The 23,993-nt window shown below is 61.5% G+C and carries 21 protein-coding genes; 8 read left to right on the top strand and 13 right to left on the bottom strand.

Features of this window, described 5'->3' with window-relative positions:
- Window positions 1-92: 92 nt before the first annotated feature.
- The gene (locus B2S33_RS15260; RefSeq protein WP_145279286.1) at window positions 93-2,390 is read left to right on the top strand and encodes a fimbria/pilus outer membrane usher protein; all 2,298 of its coding nucleotides are present in this window, start codon (window positions 93-95) and stop codon (window positions 2,388-2,390) included.
- Window positions 2,387-3,355: a Csu type fimbrial protein gene (locus B2S33_RS15265; RefSeq protein ID WP_128610602.1), complete on the top strand. Its 969-nt coding sequence runs from the start codon at window positions 2,387-2,389 to the stop codon at window positions 3,353-3,355. Before B2S33_RS15260 ends, B2S33_RS15265 begins: the two co-directional genes overlap by 4 nt.
- A gap of 14 nt (window positions 3,356-3,369) precedes the next feature.
- On the opposite strand, the gene B2S33_RS15270 is transcribed toward B2S33_RS15265, so the two are convergent.
- The 4 genes from B2S33_RS15270 to B2S33_RS15285 all read right to left on the bottom strand — a co-directional run bounded on the left by B2S33_RS15270 (window position 3,370) and on the right by B2S33_RS15285 (window position 7,390).
- A complete protein-coding gene (locus B2S33_RS15270; RefSeq protein ID WP_104926067.1) occupies window positions 3,370-4,518 on the bottom strand; it encodes a M14 family metallopeptidase in 1,149 nt (382 codons plus the stop codon).
- Between the two features lie 85 nt (window positions 4,519-4,603).
- On the bottom strand, window positions 4,604-5,068 hold the full coding sequence (locus tag B2S33_RS15275; RefSeq protein ID WP_288650590.1) for a nuclear transport factor 2 family protein: 465 nt from the start codon (window positions 5,066-5,068) through the stop codon (window positions 4,604-4,606).
- 191 nt (window positions 5,069-5,259) lie between these two features.
- On the bottom strand, window positions 5,260-5,754 hold the full coding sequence (locus B2S33_RS15280; protein ID WP_027914639.1) for a DUF934 domain-containing protein: 495 nt from the start codon (window positions 5,752-5,754) through the stop codon (window positions 5,260-5,262).
- The gene (locus tag B2S33_RS15285; protein ID WP_288650592.1) at window positions 5,738-7,390 is read right to left on the bottom strand and encodes a nitrite/sulfite reductase; all 1,653 of its coding nucleotides are present in this window, start codon (window positions 7,388-7,390) and stop codon (window positions 5,738-5,740) included. Before B2S33_RS15285 ends, B2S33_RS15280 begins: the two co-directional genes overlap by 17 nt.
- Before the next feature lie 211 nt (window positions 7,391-7,601).
- On the opposite strand from B2S33_RS15285, the gene B2S33_RS15290 reads away from it, so the two are divergent.
- A complete protein-coding gene (locus B2S33_RS15290) occupies window positions 7,602-8,684 on the top strand; it encodes an ABC transporter substrate-binding protein (protein WP_280077997.1) in 1,083 nt (360 codons plus the stop codon).
- 290 nt (window positions 8,685-8,974) lie between these two features.
- Here B2S33_RS15290 and metH read toward each other — a convergent pair whose 3' ends face one another.
- A complete protein-coding gene (gene metH / locus B2S33_RS15295) occupies window positions 8,975-12,682 on the bottom strand; it encodes a methionine synthase (RefSeq protein WP_288650593.1) in 3,708 nt (1,235 codons plus the stop codon).
- A 182-nt stretch (window positions 12,683-12,864) separates the two neighbouring features.
- Between metH and B2S33_RS15300 the strand changes: the two genes are divergently transcribed.
- From B2S33_RS15300 to B2S33_RS15320, 5 genes are all read left to right on the top strand, one after another.
- Window positions 12,865-15,165 (top strand): fatty acid cis/trans isomerase, encoded by a 2,301-nt coding sequence (locus B2S33_RS15300; RefSeq protein ID WP_288650594.1) that lies wholly within the window; start codon window positions 12,865-12,867, stop codon window positions 15,163-15,165.
- A gap of 108 nt (window positions 15,166-15,273) precedes the next feature.
- A complete protein-coding gene (locus tag B2S33_RS15305; RefSeq protein ID WP_288650596.1) occupies window positions 15,274-16,308 on the top strand; it encodes an acyltransferase family protein in 1,035 nt (344 codons plus the stop codon).
- Window positions 16,309-16,366: 58 nt separating this feature from the next.
- Window positions 16,367-16,951 (top strand): Fe-S biogenesis protein NfuA, encoded by a 585-nt coding sequence (gene nfuA / locus B2S33_RS15310; protein ID WP_023536208.1) that lies wholly within the window; start codon window positions 16,367-16,369, stop codon window positions 16,949-16,951.
- Window positions 16,952-17,202: 251 nt separating this feature from the next.
- On the top strand, window positions 17,203-17,811 hold the full coding sequence (locus B2S33_RS15315; RefSeq protein WP_027914645.1) for an SCO family protein: 609 nt from the start codon (window positions 17,203-17,205) through the stop codon (window positions 17,809-17,811).
- Window positions 17,812-18,297 carry a copper chaperone PCu(A)C gene (locus B2S33_RS15320; RefSeq protein ID WP_027914646.1) on the top strand — a complete coding sequence of 162 codons (486 nt, stop codon included), beginning with the start codon at window positions 17,812-17,814 and terminating at the stop codon, window positions 18,295-18,297. It abuts the gene before it with no gap.
- Between the two features lie 34 nt (window positions 18,298-18,331).
- On the opposite strand, the gene B2S33_RS15325 is transcribed toward B2S33_RS15320, so the two are convergent.
- The 8 genes from B2S33_RS15325 to B2S33_RS15360 all read right to left on the bottom strand — a co-directional run bounded on the left by B2S33_RS15325 (window position 18,332) and on the right by B2S33_RS15360 (window position 23,950).
- Window positions 18,332-18,559 carry a hypothetical protein gene (locus B2S33_RS15325; protein WP_027914647.1) on the bottom strand — a complete coding sequence of 76 codons (228 nt, stop codon included), beginning with the start codon at window positions 18,557-18,559 and terminating at the stop codon, window positions 18,332-18,334.
- Window positions 18,560-18,629: 70 nt separating this feature from the next.
- A complete protein-coding gene (locus B2S33_RS15330; RefSeq protein ID WP_027914648.1) occupies window positions 18,630-19,463 on the bottom strand; it encodes an AraC family transcriptional regulator in 834 nt (277 codons plus the stop codon).
- The gene (locus tag B2S33_RS15335; protein ID WP_028686958.1) at window positions 19,460-19,774 is read right to left on the bottom strand and encodes an AzlD domain-containing protein; all 315 of its coding nucleotides are present in this window, start codon (window positions 19,772-19,774) and stop codon (window positions 19,460-19,462) included. The genes B2S33_RS15330 and B2S33_RS15335 overlap by 4 nt, the downstream gene beginning before the upstream one ends.
- Window positions 19,774-20,463, bottom strand: coding sequence for an AzlC family ABC transporter permease (locus tag B2S33_RS15340; RefSeq protein ID WP_288650598.1), 690 nt, complete (start codon window positions 20,461-20,463; stop codon window positions 19,774-19,776). The genes B2S33_RS15335 and B2S33_RS15340 overlap by 1 nt, the downstream gene beginning before the upstream one ends.
- Before the next feature lie 119 nt (window positions 20,464-20,582).
- A complete protein-coding gene (locus B2S33_RS15345; protein WP_219858017.1) occupies window positions 20,583-21,257 on the bottom strand; it encodes a sel1 repeat family protein in 675 nt (224 codons plus the stop codon).
- A gap of 169 nt (window positions 21,258-21,426) precedes the next feature.
- A complete protein-coding gene (locus tag B2S33_RS15350) occupies window positions 21,427-22,494 on the bottom strand; it encodes a hypothetical protein (protein ID WP_288650600.1) in 1,068 nt (355 codons plus the stop codon).
- A 36-nt stretch (window positions 22,495-22,530) separates the two neighbouring features.
- Window positions 22,531-23,160, bottom strand: coding sequence for a LysE family translocator (locus B2S33_RS15355; protein ID WP_028686959.1), 630 nt, complete (start codon window positions 23,158-23,160; stop codon window positions 22,531-22,533).
- 1 nt (window position 23,161) lies between these two features.
- Window positions 23,162-23,950 (bottom strand): YqcI/YcgG family protein, encoded by a 789-nt coding sequence (locus B2S33_RS15360; RefSeq protein ID WP_242810374.1) that lies wholly within the window; start codon window positions 23,948-23,950, stop codon window positions 23,162-23,164.
- Between the last annotated feature and the right edge of the window lie 43 nt (window positions 23,951-23,993).

The raw sequence follows: 23,993 nt of genomic DNA on the forward strand, positions 1-23,993 counted from the left end.
GCAAGTCACGGGGCCAGGGAGGGCCCGACAATGGTCAGGACCGATGCGTGAAGAGGTTCGCGACGAAGCGCCTGGGGTGTCTGGGGCTGGCCCTGGCCGGCTCAACCCTGGTGCTCGCGGACGACCTGCCGCCGCCCCCCACGGAGCTGTCGGCGGTTGCCGATGCCACCTTGTACCTGGACCTCACGGTGAACCAGATGCCTAAGGCTGAATTGGTGCCGGTGCAACAAAGAGCCGGGCGCCTTTACATAGACAGTGAGGTGCTGCGTGCAGCAGGCCTTGCGCTGCCCGGCGACCCCTCGGGCGACGTGGCGCTGGACGCCGTTGCGGGGATGCATGCCGAATATAACAGCCAGAACCAGCAACTGCTGCTGGATGTGCCCCCAGGCTGGTTGCCGGATCAGCAAGTCGGTGAGCGCACGCTTTACCCGCCTACCGATGCGCGCAGCAGCTTCGGTGCCGTGTTCAATTATGACCTGTACCTGAACGATACCGACGACAGCGGCACCTACCTCGCCGCCTGGAACGAGCTGCGCATGTTCGACAGTTGGGGCACCGTCTCCAGCACGGGCCAGTGGCGGCATTCGTTCAACGGTGTGACACGCAGTGGCACGGGTGATGGGTTCCTGCGTTACGACACCACCTGGCGCTTCACCGACGAGCAACGGTTGCTGACCTTCGAGGCCGGCGACCTGATCACTGCCGCCTTGCCCTGGAGCAGCTCGGTGCGCGTGGGTGGGCTGCAGCTGTCCAGGGACTTTGCCGCCCGGCCAGATCTTGTGACCTACCCGTTGCCCGCCTTTGCAGGCGAAGCGGCCGTGCCAACGTCCCTTGAGCTTTTCATCAATGGTTATCGAACCAGCACCACCGAATTGCAACCCGGCCCCTACACCCTGACCAACGTCCCTTTCATCAACGGTGCTGGCGAGGCAGTGGTGGTGACCACCGACACCCTGGGCCGGCAAGTCTCCACGACCCTGCCGTTCTACGTGACCAGCAACCTGTTGCAGAAAGGTCTGACTGACTACGCGGTGGCAGCCGGCAGCCTCAGGCGAGACTACGGGGTGCGCGACTTCGGTTACGGCCCAGGCGTGGCTTCGGCCAGCCTGCGCCACGGTCTGAGCGACACCTTCACGCTGGAGGCCCATGCGCAAACGGCCGAGTCCCTGATGCTCGGCGGCCTGGGGGCGAACGTGCGCTTAGGGCAGTTCGGGGTGCTCAATGCTGCGCTTGCTCAAAGCCGTTTCGAAGGTAGCCAAGGTCAGCAAACCGCCCTGGGTTATCAATACAACAGTCAACGCCTGGGGTTCAGCTACCAGCGCCTGCAACGCCATAGCGATTACGCCGACCTGACGCGCATCGATCGGCGCGACATGCAACTTAGCAGGAGCAGTGAGCAGGTGACGCTGAGTCTGAACCTCAACCAGTACGGGAATCTAGGCGCAGGTTATTTTGATGTGCGTGCAGGGGACGGCACCCGCACGCGTTTGATCAACCTCAGTTACAGCAGACCGCTATGGGGCAACAGCAGCGTTTACCTTTCTGCTAACCGAGAGGTCGGTGATCGCCAGTGGGCGATGCAGGCGCAGCTGGTGATTCCGTTCGACATGACCGGCACCCTGGCCTTGGGCATCGAACGCACCAAAGAGGGCCAGCACCAACAGCGGGTCAATTACAGCCGGGCCGTTCCAGTGGGCACCGGGGTGGGCTACAACCTCGGGTATGCCACCGGCAGCGATCGCAGGGCTTACCGCCAGGCCGATGCCACCTGGCGCCTGCAATCGGTCCAGTTGCAGGCGGGTGTCTACGGCAGCAGTGGAGAAATGACCCGTTGGGCCGATGCCAGCGGCTCGATCGTGTGGATGGACGCCGGCCTGTTCGCGGCCAACCGCATCGATGATGCGTTCGTCGTGGTCAGCACCTCCGGTTACGCTGATGTGCCCGTGCGCTACGAAAACCAGCCGGTAGGCCGCACCGACAAACGTGGGCACCTGCTTGTGCCCTATAGCAGTGCCTACTACCGGGGCAAATATGAAATAGACCCGATGGATTTGCCGCCTGACATTCTGGCACCGCAGGTGGAGCAGCGCGTTGCCGTGCGCCGCGGCAGCGGTTACCTGCTCGACTTCGAACTCAAGCAGGTGCGAGCAGCCAGCCTGGAACTGGTGGATGGCGATCAGCGACCGCTGGGCCTGGGGAGCCGCGTCAGGCACGTGCAAAGCGGCGCGCAAGCCGTGGTGGGCTGGGACGGGCTGGTCTACCTGGAAAATTTACAGCCCACCAATCGCGTGCAGGTCGAACTGGCGGGGGGAGGGCAGTGTGAGGTCGATTTCGTCATGCCAGAAAGCACAGGTTCGATCCCGTTAATCGGGCCGTTGGTGTGCAAGTGAACCGTCACCAGGCATGGCTCTGCGCAGGGTTTCTAGTATTCTGCGCAGAGCCTGCCCAGGCCAAATGCGCGTCGGTGGCCACCGCGCCAGCCTTGTTCGGTGCCCTCAATTCGACGCAGGTACGCACAGCCGTGCAGACGGCGTCCACAACCAACGCCGGCCTGCAGTGCAATGGCACGGTGTTGAGCGTGCTCAGCAACACTGACTCATTCAAGCTGACGGTACAGCCGACCACGGGTGGGCTGCTAGGCCCCACGGGGGATGTCATCCCGTACACGCTGTACGCCGACGCCACCACCAACTTCCCCATCAGCCGAGGAGTTGCTTTCGAATATGGACGCACGGGCATCCTCGATCTGCTGGGTTTGCTCAACGGTACGCCCAAGACTGTGCCGTTGTACCTTCGTACCCAGATCGGGAGTAACGTGGCGGCAGGTCTCTATCAGGAAACCCTCCGGCTGGATTGGACCTGGAACTATTGCGAAGGGCTTTCGCTGGGCGGGTTGTGCATCGGGAGGGATACCGGATCAGGCACCCAGTACCTGACCGTCAGCCTGACGGTGACCAATGATTGCCAGATCGTTACGCCGAATATCAACTTCGGGTCTGCGCCTGTGGTCAGCGCCTTCGCAACGGTCAGCCAGAGCCTGAGCGTCTCCTGCACCAAAGGCAGTGCCTACAGTGTCGGGCTCAGTGATGGGCAGAACGTGCTGAGCGGACGGCGGCGCATGAAGTCGGCCGCCAACAACTACCTGGCGTACGACATCTACAAAGGCGCAGGTACCGTTCGCTGGGGCGCTACCGGCAGCGCCAGGCGGGCCAGTGCCGACGCCGACGTCAACCCAGGCGTTGGCACTGGCACTGGCAGCCAGGTATTCAACTACAGCGCCCGGGTCTATACCGATCAGGCTACGCCGCCGGCGGCCAGCTACTCGGACAGCGTCGTACTGGACGTACAGTTCTGAGGGACAAGGCAGGCTCAGCGCAGGTCGTCTACCATCGCGGCGAGCGTATCCAATACGGCGCTGGCCAACGCCTTGGAGCGCAGGCCTGACCAGCCCGTGTGCGGGTCGGGGGCATCGTCGTGGTCCTTGAAAGGCATCTCCAGGGTCAGCGACAAGCAGTCGTGAGCCATCCCCACGGCATTGCATGCCAACGTCGTGTTGGCCTGGCCAGGCGCGTCGCGGGTGTACCCGTGGGTGGTCTGGAAGTCTGCCGTCAGGTTCATCAGTGTGCTGCGAAAGGTTTCCTCCAGGTGGGCGAGGCGGGCGGTGTAACCTGGGTTGCCCTCGCATGCGGCAGTGAACACATGGGGGATTTCTTCATCCCCGTGCACGTCGATGAAGGCGTCCACCCCATGCTGTTTCATCTGCGCCTGGGCAAAGAACACTTCCGGAGTGAGCTCGACATTGGCGTCCTGCCAGGCGCGGTTCAGGTCCTTGCCGGCGTAATTGGTGCGCAGATGGCCCAGGAAGGCACCATCAGGGTTCATGTTGGGAATCAGGTACAGATCAGCGCGCTCCAGCAGTTGCTGGACAGTGGCGTCACCCGCTTGCACGCGGTCGATCAGCCCCTCCATGAACCATTCGGCCATGTGCTCACCGGGATGCTGTTGGGCGATGAACCACACTTTGCGCTTGCCCGCCGCGCCGTCGCCTGCGCGCAGTAATGGAATATCGCGACCCTGGACGCTGCGACCGCTGGCCAGCAATGTGATGCCCGGGAGGGCGAGCGCCCGTTCGATCAATTGATTGTGGCGTGCACGGGGATAGGGCTCGAAGTAGGCGAACCAGACCTGCGCTTGCTGCGCCGTGATCTCGAAGCTCAGTGCACTGCCATCGAATTGGCTCGGCACCCGAAACCAGGTCTGCTGGTCGTAGGAGGCCACGGCGTTGTAGCCACTCCAGGCGTTCTTGTAGGAAGAGCCAGCGGCGTTGTCGAGGCTGAACCGATGGTTCTGCCCAGGCGTCAGTCCGCTGGCGCGAAAGTGAAACCACTGGTAGTGGCCACTGTGGGTATCCGGCCGGATGGCGAGGCGGACCTGGGCAGGATTGCTGGCGTCGATGACTTCGATGTTGCCAGAATCGAAGTCGCAATCGATATGCAGCGGTGACAGCGTCACGGTCATGGGGCGGGCTCCTTGGCGGTGTTGTTGTGCCAATACTGTACACCGCTTGCAGGCGTCGTCGCGCCCCCGTGCGCCTGGCCTTGGTTCAGAGCCCCAACTGGCTCAGGCCAGGATGATCGTCAGGCCGTCGACCTAGCGGCCAATGGAACTTGCGCTCGCTTTCTGCGATAGGGTGCTCGTTGATGCTCGCGTGCCGATAGCGCATCAGCCCGTCCGGGGCGAACTCCCAGTTCTCGTTGCCATAGGCCCGGTGCCATTGCCCGCTGTCGTCACGGTACTCGTAGGCATAGCGCACGGCAATACGGTTGTCGGTGAAGGCCCAAAGCTCCTTGATCAGTCGGTATTCAAGCTCGCGATTCCATTTGCGGGTCAGGAAAGCCTCAACCTCGGCCCGCCCGCGGGGAAACTCGGCGCGATTGCGCCACTCGGTATCAGGGGTATAGGCCAGCGACACCTTGGCAGCATCGCGGCTGTTCCAGCCGTCTTCGGCCAGGCGGATTTTCTCGATGGCGCTGGCGCGGGTGAAGGGTGGCAGGGGTGGACGGGACATTGCTCGACTCCTCGGCATGAATGTGTCCGAAAAGCGTAGCGTGCCAGGGGCAAAGCGAGAATCATCACCGGGCAGACTTCACAATTGCGTCGGCGACAACAATGTCGATGTGTACGCAGACCCGGTGTGATCGGGTTTGGGCACTGCCCGCCACAACCGTGTCTGGTGCACGGTCGTGACGAACAAATGGCTCAGCGCCGGCGGAACAAGGGCAGCGGCTGGTCCGTGGCACCCTGATAGGTGACCGAGAAGTCCTTCAGGCCCTGCAGGGCGTCTTCAGGGTCCTTGTCGGCGCGGATGGCGAATGCATCGAACCCACAGCGGGCCATGAAGAACAGCTGGTCGCGCAGCACGTCACCAATGGCGCGCAACTCACCCTTGTAGCCGTAGCGGTCGCGCAGCAGGCGGGCATTGGAGTAGCTGCGCCCGTCCGTGAAGGCAGGGAAGTTCAGGGCGATGACCTGGAAGTGCTGGACGTCCTCGCCAATTTCCTCGGCCTCCTGATCGCTGTCCAGCCAGATGCCCAGACCACCGTCGCGGGCTTTCAGGGCATGGGCATGGTCGCGCCACATCTGCAAGGGCACGATATAGTCGTCGCAGTTGGTCAGTTCGTCGAACGAGGTTTCCTTGGGCAGCAGGTGCCAGGTTTCGTCGACGATCTGGTTGTGCTTAATGATTCGCTGCATACACGCGTTCCTTGAAGGGGTCGATGCCGATGCGTTGGTACGTGTCGATGAAACGCTCTTCTTCGGTGCGTTGTTCGACGTAGACGGCGATCAGCTTCTCGATCACATCAGCCATGTCGTCCTGGGCGAACGAGGGGCCCAGGATCTTGCCGAGGCTGGCGTCGCGCGCGGCGTTACCGCCCAGCGATACCTGGTAGAACTCTTCGCCCTTCTTGTCCACGCCCAGAATGCCGATATGACCGACGTGGTGGTGCCCGCACGCGTTCATGCACCCGGAGATGTTCAGGTCGATCTCACCGATGTCGAACAGGTAGTCCAGGTCGTCGAAACGGCGCTGGATGGATTCGGCGATGGGGATCGATTTGGCGTTGGCCAGGGAGCAGTAGTCACCGCCTGGGCAGCAGATGATATCGGTCAGCAGGCCGATATTCGGGGTGGCGAATCCGCTCTCGCGCAGCTCCAGCCACAGGGCATGCAGCTGGCGTTGCTCCACGTCGGCCAGGATGATGTTCTGCTCGTGGGAGGTGCGCAGGAAGCCGAAGCTGTAGCGTTCTGCCAGGTCGGCCACGGCGTCGAGCTGCTTGTCGGTGAGGTCACCTGGAGCAACGCCGGTGGGCTTGAGCGACAGGGTCACGGCCACGTAACCAGGGCGCTTGTGGGCACGGGTGTTGCGTGAGCGCCAGCGCGCGAAGCCTGGGTGTTCGCTATCCAGGGCGCTGTAGTCGACATCGTCCAGCGCCAGGTATTGGGGGTCGACGAAGTGACGCGACACGCGCTGCACTTCCGCCTCGGTCAGCGTGCTGCTGCCGCCACGCAGGTGGACCATTTCGGCCTCGACCTTCTCGGCGAAGATTTCAGGTGTCAGGGCCTTGACCAGGATCTTGATCCGCGCCTTGTACTTGTTGTCCCGGCGACCGTAGCGATTGTAGACGCGCAGGATGGCGTCCAGGTAGCTGATCAGGTCCTGCCAGGGCAGGAATTCATTGATGAACGAACCGACCACCGGCGTGCGACCCAGCCCGCCTCCGACCAAAACGCGGAAGCCCAGCTCGCCAGCGTCGTTGCGCACCGGCTCAAGACCGATGTCGTGCACTTCGATGGCGGCGCGGTCCTGTTTCGAACCGTTGATGGCGATCTTGAATTTGCGCGGCAAGAAGGCGAATTCCGGGTGGAACGTGGTCCACTGACGGACGATCTCGCACCAGGGGCGCGGGTCGATGACTTCATCGGCGGCGACGCCTGCGAACTGATCGGTGGTGGTGTTGCGCAGGCAGTTGCCGCTGGTCTGGATGGCGTGCATCTGCACGGTCGCCAACTCGGCCAGGATGTCGGGAATGTCTTCCAGGGCCGGCCAGTTGAACTGAACGTTCTGGCGGGTGGAAATGTGCGCATAGCCCTTGTCGTAATCGCGGGCGATCTTGGCCAGGGTACGCACCTGTCGGGCATTGAGTTGGCCATAAGGAACGGCGACACGCAGCATCGGCGCGAATCGCTGAATGTATAGGCCGTTCTGCAGGCGCAGCGGGCGGAATTCTTCCTCGCTCAGCTCACCGGCCAGGTAACGGCGGGTCTGATCACGGAACTGCTTGACGCGGTCCTCGATGATCCGCTGATCGTATTCGTCATATACGTACATAAAAGTCCTGTCTCAGGCATGCAGCTATTCGCGCGCACGGCCGCGCACTCCGGTTCGGAGCCGGGGCACCATAGCAGGTTGTATTTATGCGCAAAAGTGATGTTTTTGCATATGAAAAGAACCAAACGAACTATGTGAGACTGACTGCCATTTATGCGCTTGTCCTGACCCGGTGGGTATAATCCTGGGTTTGCTTCAGAGACCTCAGCCTATGCTCAAGGCCCTGTGCCGCTGCCTGTGCCTGTGCTTCGCCCTGCCATTGACCGCAGGTGCGCAGCCGGTGTCGGTGGTTTTCCTCAACCCGGGCTCGCCGGGCGAGACGTTCTGGGCCAGCTACAGCCGATTCATGCAGTCCGCTGCCGATGAACTGGGCATGGACTTGCGTGTGGAATATGGCGAGCGCCGGACCGATCTCGCCCTGAGTCAGGCCCGGGCGGCCCTCGATGGGCCCAGGCGACCAGATTACCTGGTACTGGTGAACGAACAGTACATCGCCCCCGAGATCATGCGCCTCTCGCAAGGGGCGGGGGTCAAGCTGCTGTTGGTCAACAACGGCTTGACGCCCAGCCAGGCACGGGCTGTGAGCGCCCGGCCTGACAAATTCGCTCAGCCGTTGGGGTCTCTGACCACCAATGACGAACAAGCCGGGTTCCAGATGTTGCGCGAGATGATCGCGCAATTGCCTGCCGCAAGCGGTCCAGTGGATCTGGTCGCGTTTTCAGGCGTGAAAACTACGCCTGCCTCGCAGCGCCGGGAAGACGGCATGCGCCGCGCCTTGGCCGACTTCCCCCAGGTGCGCTTGCGCCAGGTGGTATACGGCGGGTGGAGCCGGCAGCGCGCCTACGAGCAGGCGCGGTTTCTGCTCGAACGTTACCCGCAAACACGGCTTGTATGGTCGGCCAATGACGAGATGGCCTTTGGGGCCATGCAGGCGTTCGAGGAGGCGGGGCTCAAGCCAGGCAAGGATGTGATGTTCAGTGCGGTGAACAGCTCGGGTGAGGCATTGCGTGCGCGTCTGGACGGACGCTTGAGTGTCCTGATGGGCGGGCATTTCAGCCTTGGGGGCTGGGCCATGGTCATGCTCAATGACGATGCCCACGGCCTGCCGTTTGGCCGCGATGGCCTGCGCGACTACAGCCTGCCTGTGTTGCAGAGCATCGACCAGGCCAAGGCCGGGCAATGGCTCAAACGACTGGAGCTGGCCGACTACGGCGTGGACTTCAAAGCGTACAGCGCCATAGGGCGCACGGCCGGCTATCAGTATCCGTTTCTCACGTCACCGGTCGAATACTGAGAAACCCTGCTTGAGCAAAGGTCTTTGCTGGTCTTAACTGCCGATTGTGCGGTGCATTCCCATAATCACTAGAAGAGGCAATGCCATGACCAACCCAACGAAGTTGCGCAAGCCCGGCCATAGCGTCGATACCTGGGCAATCCTGTGCCTGGTCGCGCTGGTCGTCATCACGGCGGTGTATTGGGGCACTCACCCGTAATCCTGCTTACCGATTACACGGCGCAGTGGCACCCACGCGCCGTATTTCCAGCTGCCCCTCTCGGGAACAGCTGGACGGACCCAGTTAAGCCTTAGCTGTCATACCCCAGGTTCGGCGCCAGCCAACGCTCGCTGACACTCACGGGTTGACCTTTGCGGGTGCTGTAGCTCTCGATCTGATCCTTGTCGACCTTGCCCACCGCAAAGTACTGCGCCTGCGGGTGGGCGAAGTACCAGCCGCTGACAGCCGCGGCCGGGAACATCGCGTAATGCTCGGTCAGGAAGACGCCACTTGGGCCCGTTTCGCCGATGGCACTGCCGTCGAGCAGGCGGAACAGGGTCTCTTTCTCAGTGTGGTCGGGGCAGGCCGGGTAGCCCGGCGCCGGACGGATGCCACGGTACTGCTCCTTGATCAGCGCCTCGTTGTCCAGCTGCTCCTCCCGGGCATACCCCCAGTAGTCTTTGCGCACCTGCTCATGCAGCCATTCGGCGCAGGCCTCGGCCAGGCGATCGGCCAGGGCCTTGACCATGATCGAGCTGTAGTCGTCGCCTTTGTCCTGATAGGCCTTGGCGACTTCTTCGGCACCGATACCCGCCGTGGTGATGAACCCGCCGACGTAGTCGGTCACACCGCTGGCCTTGGGCGCCACGAAGTCGGCCAGCGACCAGTTGGGCTTGCCGTCGGGCTTGATGGTCTGCTGGCGCAGGTGGTGCAAGGTCGCCAGCGCAGCGCCGTCTTCACCGTACACCTCGATGTCGTCATCGGCCACCTGGTTGGCAGGCCAGAAGCCAAACACCGCGCGAGCACTGATGAGTTTTTCGTCGATGAGTTTGTCGAGCATCTCGCGGGCGTCCGCGTACAGGGCGGTCGCCGCCTCGCCAACGACTTCGTCAGTGAGAATTCGCGGGAACTTGCCTGCCAGGTCCCAGGAAATGAAGAACGGCGTCCAGTCGATATATTGGGCCAGGGTGCGCAGGTCGATGTCATGCAGGACCTTGGTACCCATGAAAGAGGGTACCGCTGGCTGGTAGCCGGCCCAGTCGTACTGGGGTTTGGCTGCCACTGCCTGGGCATAGGTGAGACGCTCGGTCCGGGCGCTGCGGTTGGCCGTGCGCGCGCGTACCTCTTCGTAGTCCTGGCGTGTGCGTTCGACGAAACCTGACTTGAGCTCCTTGGACAACAATTGAGTCGCCACACCCACGGCGCGGGACGCATCGGTCACGTAGATCACGGCGTCATTGCTGTACTTGGGCTCGATCTTCACGGCCGTGTGAGCCTTGGAAGTGGTCGCGCCGCCAATCATCAACGGCAGCTCGAAGCCCTGGCGCTGCATCTCGCGCGCCACATGCACCATCTCGTCCAGCGACGGTGTGATCAGGCCCGACAGGCCGATGATGTCGCATTTCTCGTCACGTGCCGTCTGCAGGATCTTCTCGGCGGGCACCATCACCCCCAGGTCAACGATGTCGTAGCCGTTGCAGCCCAGCACCACGCCGACGATGTTCTTGCCGATGTCGTGCACATCTCCCTTGACCGTCGCCATTAGAATCTTGCCCTTGGCCTCGGGCTTGTCACCTTTCTCGGCCTCGATGAACGGGATCAGGTGCGCAACGGCCTGCTTCATCACCCGGGCCGACTTGACCACCTGGGGCAGGAACATCTTGCCTGCGCCGAACAGGTCGCCGACCACGTTCATGCCGTTCATCAAGGGGCCTTCGATGACCTCGATCGGCCGTGCACATTGCTGGCGGCACGCCTCGGTGTCCTCGACGATGAACGCCGTGATGCCTTTGACCAGCGCATGCTCCAGGCGCTTTTCCACCGGCAGCGAGCGCCATTGCTCGTTCTCGACTTCCCGCGTGGCACCGCCGCCCTTGTAGTCGTCGGCAATGGCCAGCAGCGCATCGGTGCCCTGGGGCGTGCGGTTGAGTACTACATCTTCAACCTTTTCCCGCAACTGCGCCGGGATCTCGTCGTAGATTTCCAATTGACCGGCATTGACGATGCCCATGGTCAGGCCGTTGGCGATGGCGTGGTACAGGAACACCGAGTGAATCGCCTCGCGCACCGGGTTGTTGCCCCGGAACGAGAACGACACGTTGGACACCCCGCCCGAGGTCAGGGCGTGGGGCAGGTGGTCGCGGATATAGGCGCAGGCCTCGATGAAGTCGACTGCATAGTTGTTGTGTTCCTCGATGCCGGTGGCGACAGCGAAGATGTTCGGGTCGAAGATGATGTCCTCGGCAGGGAAGCCAACCTCGTTGACCAGGATGTCGTAGCTGCGCTTGCAGATTTCCTGCTTGCGCGCGGCGGTATCGGCCTGGCCGACTTCGTCGAAGGCCATGACCACCACGGCGGCGCCATAGCGCTTGCACAAGCGGGCGTGGTGCTTGAACTGCTCAATGCCTTCCTTCATGGAAATGGAGTTGACGATGCCTTTGCCCTGGATGCACTTGAGGCCGGCCTCGATCACCTCCCACTTCGAAGAGTCGATCATGATCGGCACGCGCGAGATATCCGGCTCACCGGCGATCAGGTTGAGGAAACGGACCATGGCCGCCTGGGAGTCGAGCATCCCTTCGTCCATGTTGATGTCGATGACCTGGGCGCCAGCCTCTACTTGTTGCAGCGCCACTTCCAGGGCCTCGGTGTAGTTTTCCTCGCGAATCAGTCGCGCGAACCTGGCCGAGCCGGTGATATTGGTGCGCTCACCGACGTTGACGAACAACGACTGGCGATCGATGGTAAAGGGCTCCAGGCCCGAGAGGCGGCATGCCTTGGCGATCTCCGGGATTGGCCGTGGTGGGTACTTGGCCACCGCCTCGGCGATGGCCTGGATGTGCCCAGGGGTGGTGCCGCAGCAACCGCCAATGATGTTCAGGAAGCCACTGGCGGCGAACTCCTCGACCACTGCCGCCATTTCCGCCGGGGTTTCGTCGTACTCACCGAACGCATTGGGCAAGCCCGCATTGGGGTGTGCCGAAACGTGGGTGTCGGCCTTGCTCGACAACTCTTCCAGGTAAGGACGCAAGTCCTTGGCGCCCAATGCGCAGTTCAGGCCCACGGATATCGGCTTGGCATGCCGGACCGAGTTCCAGAAGGCTTCGGTGGTCTGTCCGGACAGCGTGCGGCCGGAGGCATCGGTGATGGTGCCGGAAATCATGATCGGCAGCTCGATTCCATCATCTTCGAACACCTGCTGCACGGCGAAGATAGCGGCCTTGGCATTGAGAGTGTCGAAGATGGTTTCGATCAGGATCAGGTCGGCACCACCCTCGATCAGCCCGCGGGTAGCCTCGATGTAGTTTTCCACCAGCGCGTCGAACGTGACGTTGCGATAGCCGGGGTCGTTCACATCGGGGGAGATCGAGCAGGTCCGGCTGGTCGGGCCGAGCACGCCCGCCACGAAGCGCGGTTTGTCAGGGGTTTCCAGCGTCTTGGCATCGGCCACTTGGCGGGCGATGCGCGCGCCTTGCACGTTCAATTCATACACCAGCGATTCCATGCCATAGTCGGCCTGGGAGATCTGGGTGGCATTGAAGGTGTTGGTCTCGAGGATATCGGCGCCCGCGTCCAGGTAGGCCATCTCGATGGCGGCGATGATATCGGGTCGGCTGAGCAGCAGCAGGTCATTGTTGCCTTTGACGTCGCTTGGCCAATCGGCGAAGCGCGTGCCACGATAGTCGGCTTCCTCCAACCGGTAGCTCTGGATCATAGTGCCCATGCCGCCATCGAGAATCAGGATGCGCTCTTTAAGTGCTTGTTGAAGTGCGTGAAGACGAGCGCTGCGGTCGGACATATGAACTACCTGGTCGGGCGGAAATCAGAAAGTGCTGAATCATAACAAAGCTGCACGGTTTTTAGGGGTGTGCCCGGTTTTCATGAAATATGTTCATGTTGCCAACCCTTCATCCCAGCTATTAATACAAGCATTGCCAATTTTTCATTGCCTTGGCTGCACATAATCAGGACATCCCGCACATGGTGCATCGTATGCTTGCCGGCCTCACTGCCCTGTTGATCAGTGGCGCGGTGCTCGGGCAAGGTCTTCAACCAGCTCCAACCATTTCCTATACCCGCGATGTCCAGCCGATCTTCACCGAGAAGTGCGTCGCCTGCCACGCCTGCAACGACGCCGCCTGCCAGCTCAAGCTCGAGGGCGCCGAAGGTGCCGTGCGCGGGGCCAGCAAGGTGCCCGTCTATCAGGGCGAGCGCAGCAAGGCCGTAGCGCCCACGCGATTGTTCTATGACGCCCATAGCGAGGCCGAGTGGCGCAAGAAAGGCTTCTATTCGGTGCTCGACAATCAAAGCGGCCAGGCCGCGCTGATGGCACGCATGCTCGAACTGGGGCACAAGACGCCGCTCACCCCAAATGCCAAGGTACCGGATGAGATTGCACTTGGCCTGAACCGCAACAACATGTGCCCGTTGCCCCATGAGTTCGATGCTTATGCCGGTGTGCATCCCAAGGAGGGCATGCCGCTGGCCGTGACCGGCCTGACCGACCAGGAATACGCGACACTGCGTGGCTGGCTGGCGGCGGGTGCGCCCGTCGAGTACCAGGCGATCAAGCCCAGTGCCAGCGAAGCCCGTCAGATCGCCGAATGGGAAGCGCTGCTCAATCGTCCAGGGGCTTCAGAAGCCCTGGTGGGGCGCTGGCTGTACGAGCACCTGTTCCTGGCCCACATTCATTTTACCGGGGGTGAGCAGGGGCACTTTTTCCAATGGGTACGCTCGCGCACGCCCAGCGGGCAGCCTGCCGACATCATTGCCACGCGCAGGCCCAATGATCCGCCCGGCACAGCGTTCTTCTATCGCCTGATTCCCGTGCAGGGTGTGATCGTGCACAAGACTCACATCACTTACCCCCTCGGGCCGCAAAAACTCAAGCGGGTCAAGCAGCTCTTCTACGCCGGCGATTGGCGGGTGACCACGCTGCCAGGCTACGGCCCTCGGCACCGCGCCAATCCCTTCGAAACGTTCGAGGCGATCCCGGCGGTGGCGCGCTACCAGTTCATGCTCGACAACGCCGAGTACTTCGTGCGCACCTTCATACGCGGACCTGTGTGCCGTGGGCAGATTGCCACGGACGTGATCCGCGACAACTTCTGGGCGCTGTTCCAGGAGCCGGCTTTCGATCGCTACGTCACCGATGCCCGTTACCGTGGCAAGGCCACGCCCTTGCTCGCCATGCCAGGTCAGAACGATGACGTGGGCAGTGTGCTTGCGTTGTGGCGCGCCTATCGCGACAAGCGCAACGAGTACGAGAAACTGCGCCGTGAGGCCTACGCGGATATGCCGGCCCCGGGCTGGTCGACATTGTGGACGGGCAACGACAACGCGTTGCTGAGCATCTTCCGTCATTTCGACAGCGCGACGGTGACCAAGGGCCTGGTGGGGGACGTACCCCTGACGATGTGGCTGTTCGACTATCCCTTGCTGGAACGCACTTACTATCAGTTGGCGGTCAACTTCGACGTCTTCGGCAACCTGTCGCACCAGTTGCAGACGCGCCTGTACTTCGACCTGATCCGCAACGGCGCCGAGGTCAATTTCCTGCGCCTGATGCCGGCTGAGGCGCGCCAAGACATCCTGAGCGACTGGTATCAGGACAGCGGCAAGATAAAGATGTGGCTCGACTATGAAAACATCGACGCCGATACGCCGAGCGGCCTTGCCTTGAGCCCACGCGATCCCAAGCGCGATTTCGGTATGCAGTTGATCGCGCGTACCGCCAGCATCAATGCCTCACCCGATCCGATCAACCGCTGCCAGGGGGCGTATTGCTCGCGCCCGCAGATGAGTGAAGAGTTTCGCAACGCAGAGCAGTCGCTCAGCCGGCTGGTCTCGCGTCCTGCAGCCGGGTTGAAAGTGATCAATCAGTTGCCTGAGGCGACACTGCTGCGCATCGAAGGGCAGGGTGGGCAGCGGCAGGTCTACACCTTGATGCGCAACCGGGCGCACAGCAACGTGGCATTCCTGCTGGGCGAGGCTTATCGTTACCAGCCGGGCCTCGATACCCTGACCTTGCAGCCCGGGGTCATGACCAGCTACCCCAACTTCATGTTCAACGTGCCAGCCGCCGAAGTACCGGTTTTCGTCGATCTGATGAGTCAGGCCAAGGATGATACCGCTCGCTTCGAGCGCATCGTAGAGCGGTGGGGCATACGCCGTACCCATCCGCAATTCTGGCGTTACTTCCATGACCTGAGCGCGTTCATTCTGGAAACCGACCCCGTAGAAACGGGCGTGCTGGACATGAATCGCTACGAAAACCTCTGATCGGGGCGCGCTGACCTTTCGCGCCCTCCTGCGGTCCCAACCCATGAGTGGCACCGGCAGCTGCGCTGCAGCCGGTGCCTGAATGCACCGGCAAACGCAGGGTACTTCATGCTGTATTCGCTTCAGGCACTTCGTGCTTTCGCCGCCTGGGTGGTCGTCTGCCACCACTTCATGCAGGTTTTCTTCGACTTTCACGCCTCCGGCCCCGTCGGCCAATTGTTCACTGACCGGGGTGCGGTGGGCGTGGATATCTTCTTCGTCATCAGTGGGTTGGTCATCTACCTTTCGACCTGCGACAAGCAGGTTGTCCCGCATCAGTTTGTGCTCAACCGCGTGCTGCGTATCGTGCCAGCCTACTGGTTCTACTCGGCGTTGATGGCCTTGATGCTGCTCGCCTTCAGTCAATGGATGCCGCATCAGGTATTCACCTGGCAACACCTGCTGCGTTCACTCTTTTTCATACCAGCAGAAAACCCAGGTGGTTACGGTATGTACCCTACCTTGAACGTTGGCTGGACCCTGAACTTCGAGATGATGTTCTACCTGCTGTTCGGGATGGCGTTTCTCGTAAGCCGGCGCCTGCATTTACTGGTGGTCGCCGGCCTGTTGGTAGGGGTGAGTGAAATCCTGGGGCGCCTGGGCGTGGTCAGTCACTTCTACAACAACGACATCGTCTATGAGTTTCTGCTGGGCATTGGTATAGGTGTGCTTTACCGCCGTGGCCTGGTCCGTCAGGGTATTTGGGTCCCGATGGGGCTCCTGGCCGTAGCCGCGTTGGCCATCTATCAGCTGGACGCGTCCCAAAGGCTGCTGCATTGGGGCCTGCCAAGTGCAATGGTTGTCCTCGCCTTCATCGCCATGGAGCCACTGTTCAAGGGTAATCGCATCCTCAAGGCGCTGGGCGACTGCTCGTATTCGGTGTACCTGATCCATGTGCTGGTCCTGCACCTGGGCTGGTTTGCCAGTCAGCAACTGGGGCTGGACCCGTACCTGACATTCGCCCTCTGCGTGCCTTGCATCGCCACCCTGTCGTGGCTCAGCTACCAGTGGATCGAGCGCGGGCTGTACCGCTGCATGCAGGTCTGGATGCAAGCACCGAGCGCGCAGGCGCAGCCGTATGTGCTTTCCCGAGTCAAATACTAGGACTTTGTTAGAGGGCTGCGTTGGCGTACACTGACGCGCAAGTCTGTGAGGAACCTACATGAGCGCTATAACCATTACCGACGCCGCCCATGACTACCTGGCCGATCTGCTGTCCAAGCAGAACACGCCCGGTATCGGCATTCGTATCTTCATCACCCAGCCGGGTACCCAGTACGCCGAGACGTGCATCGCCTACTGCAAGCCGGGCGAAGAGAAGCCTGATGACACTGCTGTGGGCCTCAAGAGCTTCACCGCCTACCTCGATGCGGTCAGCGTGCCGTTCCTGGAAGACGCGCTGGTGGACTACGCCACCGACCGGATGGGTGGCCAGTTGACCATCAAGGCGCCTAACGCCAAGGTGCCCATGGTCAATGAAGACAGCCCGATCAACGAACGCATCAACTACTATCTGCAGACCGAAATCAACCCTGGCCTAGCTAGCCATGGCGGTCAGGTCAGCCTGGTGGATGTGGTCGACGAGGGCATTGCAGTACTGCAATTTGGCGGTGGCTGCCAGGGTTGCGGTCAGGCAGACGTTACCCTCAAGGAAGGCATCGAGCGCACGCTTCTAGAGCGTATCCCCGAGCTCAAGGGCGTGCGTGACGTGACTGACCATAGCCAGAAAGAAAACGCCTACTACTAGTAGGGCTTCCGGGTTGCGCCGAGCTGGAATCGGACTTGGCGTGGGCCCTGTAAGCCGACGTGCCGCTTTGCGCTAGCAACAAACTGTTACGTTTGCAACCTCTGCGACAATTGGCCGCTGCCTGTATTCAGCGGCCTGGAGAGGTAATCGCCGCCGGTGGGTAGAAGGGACATGGGGGGCATGCCAGAATGCGCCGGTTTTCTGGCCGGCCCGTCCCGAGGGTCGGCACCTTCCCTGTAAAGGATGGTTTCATGAATGATCTTCTGACCCGGCGTTCAGTCGTCGCCGGCATGGGCGTTCTTGGACTTGGCCTGCTGGCAGGTTGCAGTCCGGCGCGTGGGCTTGAGTTCAAGTACGGCAAGAACATGAGCAATGAAATCCTTGGGCGAAAGTTCTCGCTGCGGGATCCACAAGGCAACGTCCGTACCCTGTCAAGCTTCTATGGCAGCATGCCGATGGTCTTCTTCGGCTTCACCCAGTGCCCGGCCATCTGTCCGACCACCCTGGCGCGAGCTGCTCAAATTCGCAAACTGCTGCGCGGCCGTGACCGTGATCTGTTCCAGGTGGTATTCATCACGCTCGATCCAGAGCGCGATACGCCGGAAGTGCTCGATGCCTACGTCAAGGCGTTCGACCCGACCTTCACCGCGCTTACCGGCACGCCTGAAGAAATCGACGCCGTGGCCAGGGAGTTCAAGGTGTTCTACGAAAAGGTCCCGGCCGGCGACACCTATACCATTTCCCATTCGTCCACCAGCTACGTCTACGACACCCGTGGCACCCTGCGGCTGAGCCTCGGGCATTCCCTGACAGCCAAGGAATGTGCCGAAGACCTGGTTACCCTGATGGAGATCTGCTGAATGTCATTGCAATCCGTTAAGCGCGGCCTGGCGGCCTTGGTCCTGCTGGGCATCACTGGGCCGGTACTGGCCCAGACCACCGTCAGCGAAGCGTGGGTGCGCGCCAGCGTGCCTCACCAGCAGTCGACCGGCGCATTCATGACCATTACCGCCAGTGGCGACAGCAAGCTGGTCAGTGTCGCCTCGCCTGTGGCCAAGACCGTCCAAGTACATGAAATGACCATGAACGGGGACGTCATGGGCATGCGTGAGGTCAAGGCGGTTCCGCTGCCGGCCGGCAAGCCCGTCACCCTGGACCCCAATGGCTTGCACGTAATGTTGATGGGCTTGAACGATCAGGTAAAGGAAGGCCAGCAGGTCCCGCTGACCCTGACGGTGCAAGCCGCTGATGGCACTACCGAGTCAGTCGCCGTGCAAGCTCAGGTACGTGCGCTCACTGCCCAGGCGCCAGGTGAGCATGATCATATGCACATGGACCATCCATAACACTCAATGGGGCTGCTTTGCGGCCCCAGCAAGGTCAACTGCGAAATTTCGGCAGTGGCCTGTCCAGCGTCAATGACGTCAGTGCTCGGCGCACACGTGCTTCGTCAGCTTCCAGGGCCTTCAGGCTCGCCCTTATCTTACCGGCCGCCGGCAGGTCGCCCTGTCGGTCGATCCAGTCTGCGATCTCCTTGCAGGCGGTGCTTAGGCACGCTTGCCGCTGATTCATCAGTGACAGAAGGGTGGTGATCTCTCTTTCAGACATGACGGCTCCTCCTTTCAGCCTTTTAAGTGTAGCAGCGCCACGGCCAACCGACTGCGCCGCGTTGACGCACTCAAGCGGCGAAACAGGCTAACCGATAGGCCCCCGGGGTGATGCCATAGGCTTGCTTGAACTGCCTGTTCAAGTGGCTCTGATCGGCAAAACCCAAGCTGAACGCCACTGCCGCAGGCGGCTGCCCCTGCTTGAGCAGTTCCCTGGCCCTTACAAGACGTCGCTGTTTGAGCCAGGCGTGAGGGGGCATGCCCGTGGCCTGGCGAAACACCCGTGCGAAGTGAAACGGCGACAGGTTGACGGCAGCCGCCAGCAACTCCAGCGACGGCGGGTCGGCCAAGTGGGCTTCCAGCAACTCCCGGGCACGTACAACAGCGCGAGGCTCTTGACCTGGGGCAGACAGTTCGGCCAGGCGACCGTGGCGTTGAACCAGCGCCAATACCGCCTGGCGCCATACGGTTTGTTGATGCAGTGCGCTGGCGCTGCTCTCGGACAGTTGATGCAGTTGGCTGAAGGCGCTGGCAAGGCCAGGGTCGTGGATCACGCTATCGCGAAAGCGCGGCATCCCCGCATGGCCAAGTTCCAGTTCATCGAGCACGCCGGTTACGCGCTCATGTTCAGGGTAGAACCCGCGATAGCGCCACCCGGCTTCGTGGGCCTTGGCACCGGTGTGCAGTTCGTCCGGGTTGATCAGGACCATGCTGCCAACGGGGGCAAGGTGCTCGCTGCCTCGGTGCCAGAAGCGCTGGGCACCGGACTCGATGACCGTGAACACATAGCCTTCATGCACATGGGGTGCGAACCGCTGTTGCACATACCGGGCGTGCAGCATTTCCACATCGCCCAGCGCCGGTGCCTGCCATAGGTGCGTTTGCTCACAGGTCGTGGCGTTCATGAGAGGACACTTCGCAGGACGAAGAAAATCAACATGCTCAACAGCATGCTCAGCATCACGTTGCGGGTCAACCTCACCAGTGCGGCGGCCACCACCGCCCCCAACAGGTAAGGGTTCAGCGGTTGCAGGTTGAGCGTATGCGCCGGCATGAAGATGATAGGCCCGCAGATGGCCGTGAGCATGCCCGGCACCGCAAAACCCAAAAATTGACGCGCATTGGCGCTCAGCCGCAACGGTAAGCGCGGTTCGAGAAAAGCATAGCGATTGAGGAAGACCACTACGCCCATGCCGATGATAAGCAGCCAGGTCATCACACAACCCTCTCAAGCTTCTGGCACGCGAAACCGGTGCCCATCCCAAGCAGGCCAGCGCTGACCAAGGCCGTTTCCCAATGCCATTGGCTGAACAGTACTGAGGCGCCCAGTGAAACGGCGACACAAGCCAGGGTAGGCAGATTACGTACCAGGGGCGTGATCAGGGCGACGAACGTGGCGACGATTGAGAAGTCCAGGCCTAGCTGATCAAGGTGTGGAATGCTTTTCCCCAGCACGATTCCGGCCCAGGTGAACAGATTCCATGCAACGTAGAATGTGAAGCCTATGCCCAAGGCATACCAGCGATTGAAATGCTGGTGGTCGTGCCGACTGGTCAAGGCAAAGAACTCATCGGTCAGCAGAAATCCAAGGCCCAGGCGCCAGCGCAATGGCAAAGGGGAGAGCGCTGGGCGCATCGACAACCCGTAAAGCAGGTGCTGTGAAGTGAGTAACAAGGTCGTCAGGAGTATGGAGGCCAGGCTGGCACCGCTTTTGAGCATGCCGATGGCCACCAGTTGCGCGGCGCCGGCAAAGACGATCGCCGAGAGCCCTTGGCCTTCCCAGGCGCTGAGGTTGGCTGCGATGGCCATGGACCCGGCCAGCAGGCCCCAGGGTGCGACAGCAAGCGACAACGGCAGGATGGCGATGGCGCCCTGCAGGAAGGCGTGGCGTGCGATGGACGGCATAGGTATGGGCATCTGGACAAGGCAGGCCAGCATGCCAAGCCATCACAGGCGATGGCTTGAACGTTCTTGCTCTCTTGTCACCCGCTTGGTGCGCCGCGCCCAGACCCGCGGCGGGTGGGTCAGGGCCGGCTGGTCAAATGCTGCTGCGCCGTGACACAGCCGTTGGTCTCTACGGCTTTTTGCAGCAATGAGTGGCGGTGTTGCGGATCGAGATCACCCAGCAGGCGGTAGACCTCAGCCTGGTAATCGCGCTGACGTCCCCACAGCATCTCAAGGCCCTGGGGTTGACTGCGGCTGCAGGCCATGCGGGTGGCAGGCTGGGGGTAGTAAGGCGCATAGAGGGTTGCCATGCTGGGTACGGCCTCCAAAGCGGCGCGGTACTGGGCACTGGCGTTGTAAGGTGGGCACCAGGTGGCGATGGCAGGCGCCGCTGGCGCAAACCCCTGGTCGAGGCTTGCCTGGAGCAAAGGGCAGGCAGCGTCGGGTATTTGCGCGGCGGGCAAGTAAGTCATGTAATAGAGCGCCAGACGGTACTGCGCGACTGGGTGACCGAGTGCGACCGACTTCTTGAGCAGTGCCACCGCAGTCGGCAAGGTGTGTGCCATGGCCTGCCCCTGACGACGCAGCTCTGGGTCGCTACCCAGGGCCGTTCGCAAGACGCTTTCATCCTCCTGGGTATCGGCCTGTTCCAGAAGGGGCAATGCCTGGCGGTAGAGCAGATCGGCATGGGGGTCGATGGACACTTCCAGTGCATGCCCCGCCGCAGGTGCCAGGGCGGCCAGTACCAGTGCCATTTGTGGCAAGCGACTCACAGGCTTGCCTCGCAAGTTGCCAGGCAAGGATGGACGGCTTCTCTATTCATGACAGTCAAGCGTACGCCTCAGGCAATCGGAACGACAGGCTATTCTAGCCATGCAACAGGCCGGTCCGAAAGACCACCCGACGATTGTCAGTCAGACACGCTTACAGTGTGCTTGCGCGCTGCGGTTTTTCCTGGGCAAGTCCGAGCTTGGCCGTTATCACTTTAGCCAACGCAGTCTGTCCCAAATCGTTGAGGTGCAGGCGATCAATGAACAGGTCCGAACCGAAGGCTGGGGAGCTGTCGAGCATGCAGTTCATGTCGTAGCAGGGCACCGGCGCGGCCTGTTCGCGAATGCGGCGAAAGAATGCCGCGTGTACCCTGCGATCGAAAACGCCTTCGAGCAAACGGTCGGTGCTTCCCGGCGTTTGCTGGAGCGCGCTCAGCATGGCCTGCTCACCCGCTGGCAGACTCTCGCGACACCAGTGCACCAGGGGCTGAAGGATGAAAGTGAGGGTGGTATGGGCGCTGCCTAATAGCCGATCCCATTGCTGCACTGCGCGAGCGATATGGTCGGCTGCCTGGGTCATGCGTTTTTCTGCCGGGGACAGTGCTTCGATAGACTGATGAGGTCGAGGCGCGGCGGCCGACGGTGCCAGCACCTTGGTCAACCGCTGCCAGAGGGTCAGGCCAGGCTGTGATGCTGCCTGGACTTCCTCTGAGCCGGCCACGGACGTTTGCCATTCATTGCTCTGTTGAGGTTCAGGTGAGCAGGCAGTGATGTCCCAAAGCGCTTCGTGCGCCAAGCTGTTGAGCCCGCTGAGTATGACCACATGTCCCAGCGGCGCCAGGCGGTGCTCGTGGGTAAGGAACAGCAGCAGCTCCTGGCTCGCATCCAGCCCGCACCCGGCCAGGCTCAACCAGATTTCTCCGGTCAGCACCGAGAGCTGCGAGGCGACCGTGTGTTCATCCGAACTGGCGCCGATGCCCATGGCCACCGAACCCCCGACCAGCAGGTTGAGACGCGTAGTGCCGTTGCGTTCAGCCACCGAAAACCGCCGGCCGTTGCAGTAGCTGTAGCGCAGGCCCAGGGCGTCGGTGTTGACGACGGCCGAGCTGAACCCGGTTTCGTGCACCCGAACGCGTTGAGTGGCGCACTGGGTGGCCTTGGCAAGCAGCTGTTGGTACTCGAGCTGCAAAGGCGAAAGCCCTTGGCGACTGGCTGTAGACATCTGGTCTCCTGGCAAGGCACCGCGTCAGGCAAGGTGCTAGGCGGTTAGCTCCCTGAGGTTGTACAAAAGCCCGCCGATGGCGATCAACAGCAATGCCACGCCAGACGCAAGGCTGATGAATCGATGGCTGCGTGCTGAGGCAATCTTGCCGATGGCAAAGATGTAAAGACTCAGCACGGCGAAGTCGATAACGATCCATAGCAGAGAAAGCACGACCATGCTCTTGCCGAACGACTCGGTAATCTGGATGAACTGCGGGAAGAAGGCGATGAAGAAAATGATGTCCTTAGGGTTGGAGATGCCCACCATGAAGCCTTGCCAAAGACCCCCGCGGCCCGCGGGCTTGGCCATATCGGGCTCGTGGTTGGGATGCGGCGCCTTGAGCGCTTCCCTGAGCGTGCCCACGGCGATGTAGCCGATGAACAGGCAACCCAGCAGGCTCATGGCGCCAAGCCATGCCCTGTCAATGGCTGCGCTGGTAAGAATGATCCAGGCCGCTGCTCCGATCAGTACCAGTGAGGCCCAGTTGGTGCCCAGGGCCGTGAAAATGGCCTTGCGTGAGCCCGAAGCGGCTGCGGTGTTGACGATCAATGCCACGACCGGACCTGGAGTGGCGATCAGCAGCAGGACGGTAAGGGCGTAGGTGGCAGTCAGGGCGGTATTCACGTCATTTCTCGATGATGTTGTCGGGGGTGGCAGACACGGCGGTCCTGGCATGGAAAGGGCAGCGCGCCGGGTTCAACGAACCGGTTTCCTGCAACTGGTACTGCATCCACTCGAAATTATCCGCTTCACCGAAGAAACCGAGGCTTTCAGGTACTAACCCGTCGTTGTAGTGGCCGACCCGTTGACGAATGCGCTCGCGGATGCGCTGGCCGCTCTGGGTGGCGACATTGGCCACTTCGTCGAAGTTCTCTCGGGGGTTGATGACGAATGTGATGTGCTTGCCCAGGTTGCGGCTTTTCATCTGCTCGTGGCCCGGGAAATTCATGTTGATGAACAGCGCCATGCCGGCAAAGCAGAACGACCAGCCGCTGTCGGCGGGGTCGGCTGGCACTGTCTGGGGCCAGGGATTCGGATCCCGAGCATGAACGCCTTGCAGCACCTTCCAGGCAAGCGCCTGCTGTTGGGCAAGCGGCATGTCGGTCACCGTTTCGAGAAATATCACCAACGGGTGGCCGATACGTAGCTTGGGCGCAACCGGATCCATCAACCGGACATAGCTGGCCAGCCCTTGAGCGATGTCATCCGCCAGCTGTTCGGCGCGGGCGAAAAGGACATAGCACGTCTGCGCATTGACTGCCTTGCGCCCGAACAGGCAGGGGAATTCCGGATTGGCAAGGGTCTGGCGAAAGTGTTGCAGGGTAGCGATTGTCCAGTGTGTTTCGACGCACTCATGTTCGAGGGCCTGCTCAAACGCATCCAGGCGGTAGCAATGTCCATATCCCGTAAACATGGTTTCCCCGAGCTTCAAATGATGAACGATCCACGCAGATTCA

Origin of the sequence: Pseudomonas sp. UBA5568 (assembly GCF_002425525.1) — a bacterium.
GTDB classification, from domain to species: Bacteria; Pseudomonadota; Gammaproteobacteria; order Pseudomonadales; family Pseudomonadaceae; genus Aquipseudomonas; species Aquipseudomonas fulva.